The sequence below is a fragment of the Catellatospora sp. NPDC049609 genome (assembly GCF_040675365.1).
Classification (GTDB): Bacteria; Actinomycetota; Actinomycetes; order Mycobacteriales; family Micromonosporaceae; genus Catellatospora.
Window position 1 is genome coordinate 23,502 of the sequence record NZ_JBFAOU010000081.1, and the last position, 10,885, is coordinate 34,386.

The window sequence follows — 10,885 nt, forward strand, 5'->3', positions numbered from 1 at the left end:
CAGAGTTGCGCCAGGTGGGCGGTCCGCCCGGGCGGGGAGGAGCGGGTATGAGTGTCGCGGGGCCGGGGTGGCGGCTGCAGATCCGGCATCGGACGGGGTTCCAGTACGGCGGGCCGGTGGCGTCGTCGTACAACGAGGCGCGGATGTCGCCGAGCACGGAGGCGCGGCAGACCGTGCTCGACGACCGGATCACCGTCTGGCCGGCCGCGCGCACCCACCGCTACGCCGACTACTGGGGCACCACGGTGACCTCGTTCGACGTGCAGGTGCCGCACGAGGTGCTGGAGGTGGTCGCCGACAGCACGGTGGAGACCTCCGGCCCGTGCGCGCTGCGCCCCGACGGGCCCGGCTGGGCCGAGCTGGCCGAGCCGGACGTCGTCGACCGGTGGCAGGAGCTGCTGCTGCCGACCCCGCGTACGGCGCTCGACGAGGAGCTGGGCGAGCTGGCCGCGGCGCTGCGGGCCGGGCACTCCCGGCCGGACGAGGCGGCGCTGGCCGTGTTCGAGCTGGTGCGCCGCGAGGTGAGCTACACACCGGGGGCGACCGGGGTGCTCACCGACGCGGTGCAGGTGTGGCGGCAGAAGCAGGGCGTCTGCCAGGACCTGTCCCACCTGTCGGTGGCGCTGCTGCGCGCCATGGGCCTGCCCGCCCGGTACGTCTCGGGCTACCTGCACCCGACCCCGAACGCGCCGCTCGGCAAGCCGGTGACGGGGGAGAGCCACGCCTGGGTGGAGTGGTGGTCGGGGGACTGGCGCGCGTACGACCCGACGAACGGCGTACCGGTCGGGGAGCGGCACGTGGTGGTGGGCCGCGGCCGCGACTACGGCGACGTGCCCCCGCTCAAGGGCGTCTACGCGGGCCCGTCCAACACCGGCCAGTCCGTCGAGGTCACCCTGACCCGCATCCGCTGAACCTGCCGGTCGGCCACGGGCGGGCGCGTCGATGGGTGAAGATGGCCTCATGCGGTTCCTGTCCGGTGCGCAGCCCGCGCACGACCTGACGTACAACGACGTGTTCATGGCGCCGAGCCGGTCCGAGGTCGGCTCACGCATGGAGGTCGACCTGTCCACCGTCGACGGGACCGGGTGCACCATCCCGATCGTCGTGGCCAACATGACCGCGATCGCCGGCCGCCGGATGGCGGAGACCGTGGCCCGCCGCGGCGGCCTCGCGGTGATCCCGCAGGACATCCCGGGCGCGGTGGTGACCGACGTGATCGGGTGGGTGAAGCAGCGGCACCTGGTGCACGACACCCCGATCACGCTGCGCCCGCACGACACCGTGGGCGACGCGATCCACCTGCTGCCCAAACGAGCGCACGGGGCGGTGATCGTGGTGGACGAGCAGGGCCGCCCGGTCGGCCTGGTCGCCGAGTCGGACACCATGGGCGTGGACCGGTTCTCCCAGCTGCGCGACGTGATGTCGACCGAGCTGCTCACGGTGCCGTCGACGGCCAGCCCGCGGGAGGCGTTCGACATCCTGACCCAGGGGCGGCGCAAGGTCGCCCCGGTGGTGGACCACGAGGGGCGGCTGGCCGGGATCACCACCCGGCAGGGTGCCCTGCGGGCGACGCTGTACAAGCCTGCGCTGGACGAGAAGGGGCGGCTGCGGGTGGCGGCCGCGATCGGCATCAACGGCGACGTCGCCGGCAAGGCCGCCGAGCTGCTGGAGGGCGGGGTGGACGTGCTGGTGGTGGACACCGCGCACGGCCACCAGGAACGCATGATCAATGCGCTGCGCGCGGTGCGTTCCGTCGATCCCGCGGTCCCCGTGGTGGCGGGCAACGTGGTCACGGCCGAGGGGGTACGCGATCTCGTCGCCGCGGGCGCCGACGTCATCAAGGTCGGCGTGGGCCCCGGCGCGATGTGCACGACGCGGATGATGACCGGCGTCGGCCGTCCCCAGTTCTCCGCCGTGCTCGAATGCGCCGCCGCAGCCCGCGAGCTGGGCAAGCACGTGTGGGCCGACGGCGGCGTGCGCCACCCGCGCGACGTGGCCCTGGCCCTGGCGGCCGGCGCGGCGAACGTGATGATCGGCTCCTGGATGGCGGGGACGTACGAGTCCCCGGGCGACCTCTACACCGACCCCGACGGCCGCCGCTACAAGGAGAACTTCGGCATGGCCTCGGCGCGGGCGGTGAGCGCCCGCACGGCCGACGACTCGGCGTTCGACCGGGCCCGCAAGGCCGTCTTCGAGGAGGGCATCTCCACGGCCAAGATGTACCTCGACCCGGCCCGCCCCGGCGTCGAGGACGTCCTCGACGAGATCGTGGCCGGCGTCCGCAGCGCCTGCACGTACGCGGGGGCGATGAACCTGGAGGAGTTCCACGCCCGCGCCCTCATCGGCGTCCAGTCCACCGCCGGCTACACCGAAGGCATGCCCCTACCCACCTCCTGGTGAGCGGCCCCTGGATCACTCGACTTGCCTGGCACATGGGCGTATGAGTCCGCAAGATACGCACAGGTGCCAGGCAAGTCGGACGATCTTCGGGTTACTTGATCTCGCAGAGGGTGGTGCCGGACTGGACGACCTCGCCGACGGTGGCGGACAGGCCGGTGATCACGCCGGCCTTGTGCGCGGTGAGGGGCTGCTCCATCTTCATGGCCTCCAGGACCACGACGGTGTCGCCCTCGGCCACGGTGTCGCCGTCGGCGACCGCGAGCTTGACGATGGTGCCCTGCATCGGGGCGGTCAGCGCGTCCCCGCCGGCCGCGACGCCGGCGCCGCGCTTGCCGGCGGCCCGCTTGGCGGGACGGCCCGCGGCGGGCGCGGCGGGCGTGCCCCCGCCGAAGGACGCGGGCAGGGAGACCTCCAGGCGCTTGCCGCCGACCTCGACCACGACGGTCTGCCGCTCACCCTCGGCCTCCGCCACGGCGCCCTGGCCGTACGGTGGCACGGTGTTGTCCCACTCCGTCTCGATCCAGCGCGTGTGGACGGTGAACTCGACGAACGCGGGGTCGCGCACGATGGCGCGGTGGAACGGCAGCGCGGTGGCCATGCCCTCGACGGCCATCTCGTCCAGGGCGCGGCGGGCGCGTTCGAGGGCCTCGGTGCGGGTCTCGCCGGTGATGATCACCTTGGCGAGCAGCGAGTCGAAGTTGCCGCTGATGACGCTGCCGGTGTCGAAGCCGGTGTCCACGCGTACGCCCGGACCTGCCGGAAGGTGCATCTTGGTGATGGCGCCCGGCGCGGGCAGGAAGTTGCGGCCCGGGTCCTCGCCGTTGATGCGGAACTCGATGGAGTGGCCGCGCGGGGCCGGGTCGGCGTCGAAGCGGAGCTTGTCGCCCGCGGCGATGCGGAACTGCTCGCGGACCAGGTCGATGCCGGAGGTCTCCTCGGTGACCGGGTGCTCGACCTGCAGCCGCGTGTTCACTTCGAGGAAGGAGATGGTGCCGTCGACGCCGACGAGGTATTCGACGGTGCCCGCGCCGTGGTAGCCGGCCTCACGGCAGATCGCCTTGGCGGAGTCGTGGATGGCGGCGCGCTGGGCGTCGGTCAGGAACGGCGCGGGGGCCTCCTCGACCAGCTTCTGGTGGCGGCGCTGCAGCGAGCAGTCGCGGGTGCCGACGACGATGACGTTGCCGTGCTGGTCGGCGAGCACCTGCGCCTCGACGTGGCGGGGCTTGTCGAGGTAGCGCTCGACGAAGCACTCGCCCCGGCCGAACGCGGCGACGGCCTCGCGGGTGGCCGAGTCGAACAGGTCGGGGATCTCCTCCAGCGTGCGGGCGACTTTGAGGCCGCGGCCGCCGCCGCCGAACGCCGCCTTGATGGCGACGGGCAGACCGTTCTCCCGCGCGAACGCGACGATCTCGTCGGCGTTCTGCACCGGGTCGGGGGTGCCGGGCACCAGTGGCGCGCCGGCGCGCTGCGCGATGTGCCGGGCGGTGACCTTGTCGCCGAGGTCGCGGATGGCCTGCGGGGTGGGCCCGATCCAGGTGAGCCCGGCGTCCATGACGGCCTGGGCGAAGTCGGCGTTCTCGGAGAGGAAGCCGTAGCCGGGGTGCACCGCGTCGGCGCCAGAGCGCTGCGCGACGTCGATCAGCTTGTCGATGCGCAGGTAGGTGTCGGCGCTGGTCTCGCCGCCCAGGGCGTACGCCTCGTCGGCGATGGTGACGTGCAGGGCGTCGCGGTCGCCGTCGGCGTAGACGGCGACGCTGGCCAGGCCCGCGTCACGGCACGCGCGGGCGACGCGTACGGCGATCTCGCCACGGTTCGCGATCAACACTTTGGACAGCATCGTCATCATCGTCCTCCCCGAACGGGCCTGCGCGGAGTCTATCGGTGGAGTTGATCATTAACGAGCACTCAGGACCGATGTGACCTGTGTCATGAACGCTCGTTCAGATCACTTGGCGCGGCCCCCGTATACCCCGGATGGCCGACCCCGCCGCACACTCTTATCCGTGTCGACGACCCGAATGATGATCCTCGGTGTGGTGCGGATGTTGCAGCCGGTGCACGGCTACGACGTGCGCCGGGAGCTGCTCAGCTGGCACGCGGACAGGTGGGCCAACGTGCAGCCCGGCTCGGTGTACCACGCGCTGAAGAAGCTCGCCGACGAGGGCGCGCTGCGGGAGGTCGGCAGCGAGCAGGTGGGCGGCCGCCCGGCGCGGACGCGCTACGAGATGACGGAGAAGGGTGCCGACCAGTTCCGGGACCTGCTCACCGCGGCGCTGTGGGAGCAGCACGCGGTGGAGGACCCGTTCCTGGCCGGGTTCTCGCTGATGACCGAGCTGCCCCGGGAGGAGGTCGCGGCGGCGCTGCGGCACCGGGCGCGCCAGCTGCGCACCGAGAACGAGGGGGCGCGGGCGGCGATCGAGTCGGGCTGGGCAGTGCCGGACAACAAGCCGACGCACGTGCGCTGGATGCTGGAGCTGGGCATCGCCCGCAGTGAGGGCGAGATCGTCTGGTGCGAGCGGGTCGCGGCGCAGATCGAGGCGGGCGAGCCGTACTTCTCCGAGGGGCTGCTGGCCCGCTGGCGCGACGCGCAGACCGGAGTCCGCAACCGATTAATCAAACTTGACTAACGTCGGACCCCGGTCCTACGCTCCTCACGTTTCCCCCGACTTTGGAGCGCAAATGATCATCGAGACCTCCGGGCTGCGGAAGTCCTTCCGCTCCCGTGCCGGTCGCGAGACCAAGACCGTGGAGGCGGTGCGCGGCGTCGACCTGAGCGTCGCCGAGGGCGAGATCTTCGGCTTCCTCGGCCCGAACGGCGCCGGCAAGACCACCACCCTGCGGATGCTCGCGACCCTGCTGGAGCCCGACGGCGGCACCGCCGTCATCGCCGGCGCCGACCTGCGCAAGAACCCGGGCGAGGTGCGCCGCCGCATCGGCTACGTCGCCCAGGGCGGCAGCACCTGGGACGACTCCACCGGCCGCGAGGAGCTGGTGCTGCACGCCCGGATGTACGGCATCGGCAAGGCCGACGCCCAGCGGCGCGCCGCCGCGGCGCTGGAGACCTTCGAGCTCGCCGAGTACGCCGACCGCCGCTGCAAGACCTACTCGGGCGGCCAGCGCCGCCGGGTCGACATCGCGCTCGGCATCATCCACTCGCCGAAGATCGTCTTCCTGGACGAGCCCACCACCGGCCTGGACCCGCAGTCCCGCGCCCACATGTGGGGCGAGGTCCGCAAGCTGCGCGAGATGGGCATGACCGTCTTCCTCACCACGCACTACCTGGACGAGGCCGACGCGCTCTGCGACCGGCTCGCGATCATGGACCACGGCGAGATCGTCGCCGAGGGCACGCCCGCCGACCTCAAGCAGGAGGTGCTCGGCGACGTCGTGTCGGTCAACGTGCGGGGCGAGGTGGCCAAGGCCGCCGACCTGTTCGACAACGCCGAGTACGTGCGCAAGCTGGAGACCACCGAGCAGGCGCTGCGGCTGTACGTCGAGGACGGCGCGAGCGCCATCCCGCACGTGCTGCGCACCCTGGACGCCGACGGCGTGGTCATCGACGGCATCGAGCTGCACCGCCCCAGCCTCGACGACGTGTTCCTGGCCAAGACCGGCCGCAGCCTGAGGGAGAGCTGAGCAGTGAAGTTCCTTCGTGACACCTGGCTGGTCTTCCAGCGCCAGATGCAGCTGCTGCTGCGCAACCCGGTCTGGGTGATCGTCGGCATCATCCAGCCGATGTTCTTCCTGCTGCTGTTCGCCCCGCTGATGAAGAAGGCGCTCAGCGGCGGCGCCCCGATGACCGACGAGCAGGCGTACGGCATCTTCGTGCCCGGCATGCTGGTCATGGTCGCGCTGTTCAGCGCGTTCTCCGGGTTCGGCATCATCGCCGAGCTGCGGGCCGGCGTGATCGAGCGCAACCGGGTCACCCCGGTCAGCCGGGTCGCCCTGCTGCTCGGCCGGTCCCTGCGCGACGTGGTGCAGCTGCTGTTCCAGGCCGTGCTGGTGACGCTGCTGGCGGTGCCGTTCGGGCTGCGGGTCGGCATCGGCGACGCGCTGCTGGCGTACGTGCTCGTCGCGCTGATGACGCTGCTGCTGTCGTCGGCCGGCTACGCGCTGGGCCTGACCCTGCGCAGCGAGGACGCGATGGCGCCGGTGCTCAACACGGTCACCCAGCCGATCATGCTGCTGGCGGGCATCTTCCTGCCGCTGACGCTGGCGCCCGCGTGGCTGCAGAACGTGGCCAAGGGCAACCCGTTCAAGTGGGCCACCGACGGCGTGCGCGCGCTGTTCGCCGGGGACCCGGGCAACGACGCCGTCTGGCAGGCGCTGCTGGTGCTCACCCCGCTGACCGCGCTGACGCTGTTCATCGCGTCGCGGACGTTCGCGAAGAGCGTGCGTTAGCTCCGTCTCAACCCGAGGCCGGGGCACGGTAAGGAGCGTAGCTTCGTACAGTGCCCCGGCTTGTTCGCGATCTCCCCACCTGGCTCATCTACCTGCAGCTCGCGCTCTGGGGTTACTTCAACTACGGCTTCGGGCCGGTCGTCCCGCTGCTGCGCGACGAGCAGGGCACCTCCGCCGCCGTGGCCGGCCTGCACAGCACCGCCATCGCGGTGGGCGCGGTCGCCGGCGGCGCGCTCTACCCGATCCTGTCCCGGCGGTACGGCCGCGGCCCGGTGCTCTGGACCTGCCAGGCCGTCATCGCCGCCGGGGTGCTCGGGTTCGTGTTCCTGCCCGCGCCGTTCCCCGTCACCATCGCGCTCACCGCCCTGATCGCGACGGCGGGCATCGCCGCGATCGGCGGCATCGTGACCGCCCTCTCCGAGCACCACGGCCCCGCCGGGCCCGCCGCGATCAGCGAGGCCAACGCGGCCGCCTGCGCCGCCGGGCTGGTCGCCCCGCTGGTCATCGGCGCCACCATGCGGGCCGGGCTGGGCTGGCGGGCCGGCATGGGCCTGCTGGTCGTGCTGCTGGCCCTGGTGGCGCTCCTCGCAATGATCAAGAGGGTACGCATCCCGGCTGCCGCGCCCGTGCCCACGCCCGCGACGCCGCCTGGGCCCGCGACGCTGCCCGCGTCAGCCGACGGGGCCGAGCTGCTCGTCGGCGTGGCGGGGCCCGGCGGCGAGGTGTCGGCGCGCGATGCGGTGCCCGCCGTTCGCAGGCCGCTGCCGAAGGCGTACTGGCTGGCCTGGGGCATGATGACGGTCACCGGTGCGGTCGAGGTCGTGCTGTCGATGTGGGCCGCGTCCGTGCTGCGCGACCAGGTGGGGATGTCCGCCGGGGCGGCCACCGCGGTGATGTCGGCCGTCGTCGGCGGCATGTTCGCCGGCCGGCTGGCCGGGGCCCGGATCGCGCTGCGGCTGCCCGCCATCCCGCTCTACCTGGGCGCGCTGGCGCTCAGCCTGGCCGGGTTCGCCGTGTTCTGGAGCGCGGGCAGCGCCGCCGCCGCGGTGGCGGGACTGATCGTGGTCGGGCTCGGCAACGCCATGCACTACCCGGTGGCGATCTCGCTGGCCGTGGCCGCCGCGCCGGGTCAGGCCGACCGGGCCGCCGGGGTGGCGTCGTACTCGATGGCGGTCAGCTTCGGCGCGGGGCCGCTGCTGCTCGGCCTGGTCGCCGACCAGGTCGGCGCGCACACGGCGTTCCTGCTGATCCCGGTGCTGATCGGCGGCGCGGCGTACCTGGCCTGGCGCTTCGCCGGCGCCGCCCGCGTCTCGCACCCGGCCGCCGAGCCCGCGCCCGCCGCCGCGGCTGCCGGCGCCGCTTCCTAGCGACAGCTCCTGGCGACAACTCCCGGTCCCTGGCGACAACTTCTGGGTTGTCTCGACAACCCAGAAGTTGTCGGCCGCGCGGGACACACCTGCTCCCGGGGGATGGTCGCGGCGCGCGACCGCCGAGGTCGCCTTCGCGCGGCGCGAAGGGTCGGTCCGGGCGCCGGGAGATCGCTGTTTGCGGTCATAACCCGAGTTCAGCCTGCGGATCCTGACCGCAGGCGGCGATCATGACGCGTGGCCGCGCCGCCGGTCGGTGCGGTGGCGTCAGCGCTTGCGGGCGAGGGTGACGCCGTCGGAGAAGGGGAGCATCACCACGTCGACGCGGTCGTCGGCGGCGGCCTTGGCGTTGAACTTGATCAGCGAGGCGGTGGCGGCGTCCTTGGGCTTGTCGTCCAGGACGTGGCCGGACCACAGCACGTTGTCCACCACCACCATGCCGCCGGGGCGCATCCGGGGCACCAGGGCGTCCCAGTACTCCCCGTAGCTCTCCTTGTCGGCGTCGATGAAGGCCAGGTCGAGGTGCGGCTCGTCGGGGAGCGCGGCCAGGCCCTCGGCGGCGGGTCCGAGCCGCAACTCGATCCGGTCGTCCAGGCCGGCGCGCTGCCAGAAGCGCTGGGCGATGGCGGTGTACTCCGCGGAGATGTCGAAGCAGACCAGCCTGCCGCCCTCGGCCAGGCCCCGGCCGATGGCCAGGGACGACATGCCGGTGAAGGTGCCCACCTCGACCGCGTTGCGGGCGTTCACCAGGCGGGTGAGCATGGTCAGCAGGGCGGCGTACTCCGGCTCGATCTGCATCCGGGACGCCCCGCCGGTCGCGCGCAGCGTCTCGGCGACCAGGTCCCGCTCCAGGTCACCGGGCGGCGTGCCGTGCGTGACCACGTAATCGTGCAGCTCATCGGTCATCGTGATGAACGATCGACTCATGTTCTAGACCCTACGCCAGGGACCACGGTCAGCGCGGGCGCCAGAAGTCGGTGATCTGGAGGTCCAGCTCGGCCAGCAGCCGGCGCAGCACGGGCAGGGACAGGCCCACCACGTTGGTGTGGTCGCCCTCGATGCGCTCCACGAACGGGCCGCCCAGCCCGTCGATGGTGAACGCGCCGGCCACCCACAGCGGCTCGCCGGAGGCGACGTACGCCTCGATCTCGGCGTCGCTGAGGTCGGCGAAGTGCACCACGGTCGAGGCGACGTGCTCGGCCGCCCGGCCGCTGGGCAGCTCCACCAGGCAGTGCCCGGTGTGCAGCACGCCGCTGCGCCCGCGCATGGCCTGCCAGCGCTTGAGCGCGTCCTCGGGGTCGGCGGGCTTGCCGAGGATCTGGCCGTCGAAGGCGAGCACCGAGTCGCAGCCGAGCACCAGCGCCCGGTCCGGGGCCGCGGCGCTGTGGCGCAGGCGCTCGGCCACGGCGTGTGCCTTCATCCGGGCCAGCACGCCGCTGAGCGCCTCGGCGGTGGTGGCCTCGACCGCCTCCTCGTCCACACCGCTGACGATCACCTCGGCGTCGATGCCCGCGGCGTCGAGCAGGGTGCGCCGGGCGGGGCTCGCAGAGGCGAGGACGAGGGTCGGTCGAGCCGTCATGCTGGGCAGACTACCGCGCGGGCGGTTGGCCGCGGTTGCGGCGGCCACGGGCGACGCGGATGCCGACCAGCAGCGCCAGCAGGCCGAGCGCCACCACCACGCCGCCGATGACCAGCAGCAGCATGCCGAGGCGGCCGGAGTTGGCGTCGCGGTCGCTCTTGCGGGTCGGCTCGGTGGCGCCGGGCTCCGGCGTCTGCGCCGCACCGGCGCTCGGTGAGGGCTGGGCGGCCGGGGCGGTGAGCGCCGCCACCGGGTCGATCATGCCGAAGCCGTAGTCCGGGTCGCGGCCGGGCGTGCCCTTGTCGACGGCGGTGCGGATCATCCGCTCCAGCACCTCGTCGGCGGTGAGCTGCGGGTACTTCGACCAGACCAGGGCCGCCACGCCGGCCGTGATGGCCGTCGCGGGGCTGGTGCCGGTGCCGCGGCGGTACTGCGTACCCGCCGCTTTATTGATCTTGCTGGTGCTGGTGATGTCGACGCCCGGCGCGACCAGCTGGACCTCCGGGCCGCGGGTCGAGATCGCGGCGATGTTGCCCTGCTTGTCGACCGCGCCCACCGCGATCGCGCCCGGGTAGCGGCCGGGCGGGGCGACGTAGTGGTCCTCGGGCTGGTTGCCGGCGCCGGCGAAGACGAGCACGCCGGCGGCCTCGGCTCGGGCTACCGCCTGGATCGCGGTGGCCGAGTCGGCGGAGTGGGCGGACTGCGAGATCGAGATGATCTTGACGTTCCGCTTGACCGCCTCGTCGATGCCGATCGCGATGGCGTCGCCGCCGCCGTAGCCCTTCGCCGAGGAGATGCGGATCGGCAGCACCTTGGCCTTGGGCGCGATGCCGAGCACGCCGTCGCGCGCACCGGACCCGTGCCCGTGCGCCGCGATCAGGCCCGCCATGCCGGTGCCGTGGCCGTCCAGATCACCCCAGCCGTTGCCGTTGCCGCCGGTCACCGTGTCGAAGCCGACCAGCACGTTGCCGTTGAGGTCGGGGTGCTTGGCCTCGACGCCCGTGTCGATCACGGCGACGGTGACCCCCTCACCCTGGCTGATCGCGTGGGCCTCGGAGATCTTCAGGAAGGGCAGGTACCACTGGTCGTTGCGGTAGCGGTCGGCGTGGGCGGGGGAGCCCACGCCGACCCGGGCGAC

The 10,885-nt window shown here is 72.7% G+C and carries 10 protein-coding genes; 6 read left to right on the forward strand and 4 right to left on the reverse strand.

The annotated features are described in order from the left end of the window. Nucleotides 1-47 precede the first annotated feature (47 nt). Together AB0J67_RS22250 and AB0J67_RS22255 are read left to right on the forward strand one after the other, a co-directional pair. Nucleotides 48-911, forward strand: coding sequence for a transglutaminase family protein (locus AB0J67_RS22250; RefSeq protein WP_363485318.1), 864 nt, complete (start codon nucleotides 48-50; stop codon nucleotides 909-911). A 49-nt stretch (nucleotides 912-960) separates the two neighbouring features. Beyond that, entirely contained in the window at nucleotides 961-2,400 is a 1,440-nt protein-coding gene (locus tag AB0J67_RS22255) for a GuaB1 family IMP dehydrogenase-related protein (RefSeq protein ID WP_363485319.1), read from the forward strand. Between the two features lie 91 nt (nucleotides 2,401-2,491). Here the strand turns inward: AB0J67_RS22255 and AB0J67_RS22260 are convergent, their stop codons facing one another. Beyond that, complete coding sequence (locus AB0J67_RS22260) at nucleotides 2,492-4,234, reverse strand: biotin carboxylase N-terminal domain-containing protein (protein WP_363485328.1); 1,743 nt, start codon at nucleotides 4,232-4,234, stop codon at nucleotides 2,492-2,494. A 169-nt stretch (nucleotides 4,235-4,403) separates the two neighbouring features. Here AB0J67_RS22260 and AB0J67_RS22265 point away from each other — a divergent pair, with 169 nt between their 5' ends. Genes AB0J67_RS22265 through AB0J67_RS22280 form a run of 4 tightly spaced genes read left to right on the forward strand, consistent with a single transcriptional unit; the run spans nucleotide 4,404 to nucleotide 8,168 of the window. Continuing rightward, nucleotides 4,404-5,027 carry a PadR family transcriptional regulator gene (locus AB0J67_RS22265; protein WP_363485320.1) on the forward strand — a complete coding sequence of 208 codons (624 nt, stop codon included), beginning with the start codon at nucleotides 4,404-4,406 and terminating at the stop codon, nucleotides 5,025-5,027. Between the two features lie 55 nt (nucleotides 5,028-5,082). Then, the gene (locus AB0J67_RS22270; RefSeq protein WP_363485329.1) at nucleotides 5,083-6,036 is read left to right on the forward strand and encodes an ATP-binding cassette domain-containing protein; all 954 of its coding nucleotides are present in this window, start codon (nucleotides 5,083-5,085) and stop codon (nucleotides 6,034-6,036) included. A 3-nt stretch (nucleotides 6,037-6,039) separates the two neighbouring features. Next, nucleotides 6,040-6,801: an ABC transporter permease gene (locus AB0J67_RS22275; protein WP_363485321.1), complete on the forward strand. Its 762-nt coding sequence runs from the start codon at nucleotides 6,040-6,042 to the stop codon at nucleotides 6,799-6,801. A gap of 50 nt (nucleotides 6,802-6,851) precedes the next feature. Further along, complete coding sequence (locus AB0J67_RS22280) at nucleotides 6,852-8,168, forward strand: MFS transporter (RefSeq protein WP_363485322.1); 1,317 nt, start codon at nucleotides 6,852-6,854, stop codon at nucleotides 8,166-8,168. A 267-nt stretch (nucleotides 8,169-8,435) separates the two neighbouring features. Here AB0J67_RS22280 and AB0J67_RS22285 read toward each other — a convergent pair whose 3' ends face one another. The 3 genes from AB0J67_RS22285 to mycP all read right to left on the reverse strand — a co-directional run. Further along, nucleotides 8,436-9,095: a class I SAM-dependent methyltransferase gene (locus AB0J67_RS22285; protein ID WP_363485323.1), complete on the reverse strand. Its 660-nt coding sequence runs from the start codon at nucleotides 9,093-9,095 to the stop codon at nucleotides 8,436-8,438. A gap of 28 nt (nucleotides 9,096-9,123) precedes the next feature. Continuing rightward, entirely contained in the window at nucleotides 9,124-9,747 is a 624-nt protein-coding gene (locus tag AB0J67_RS22290) for a nucleoside triphosphate pyrophosphatase (RefSeq protein ID WP_363485324.1), read from the reverse strand. 10 nt (nucleotides 9,748-9,757) lie between these two features. Then, nucleotides 9,758-10,885: type VII secretion-associated serine protease mycosin (mycP, locus tag AB0J67_RS22295; RefSeq protein ID WP_363485325.1), on the reverse strand; the 1,128-nt coding region annotated here is incomplete at its 5' end.

Excerpts from the sequence above, each read along its gene's own strand:
- AB0J67_RS22250 (WP_363485318.1), top strand. The coding sequence starts at position 48 with ATGAGTGTCGCGGGGCCGGGGTGGCGGCTGCAGATCCGGCATCGGACG.
- AB0J67_RS22255 (WP_363485319.1), top strand. The coding sequence starts at position 961 with ATGCGGTTCCTGTCCGGTGCGCAGCCCGCGCACGACCTGACGTACAAC.
- AB0J67_RS22285 (WP_363485323.1), bottom strand. The coding sequence starts at position 9,095 with ATGAGTCGATCGTTCATCACGATGACCGATGAGCTGCACGATTACGTG.
- AB0J67_RS22290 (WP_363485324.1), bottom strand. The coding sequence starts at position 9,747 with ATGACGGCTCGACCGACCCTCGTCCTCGCCTCTGCGAGCCCCGCCCGG.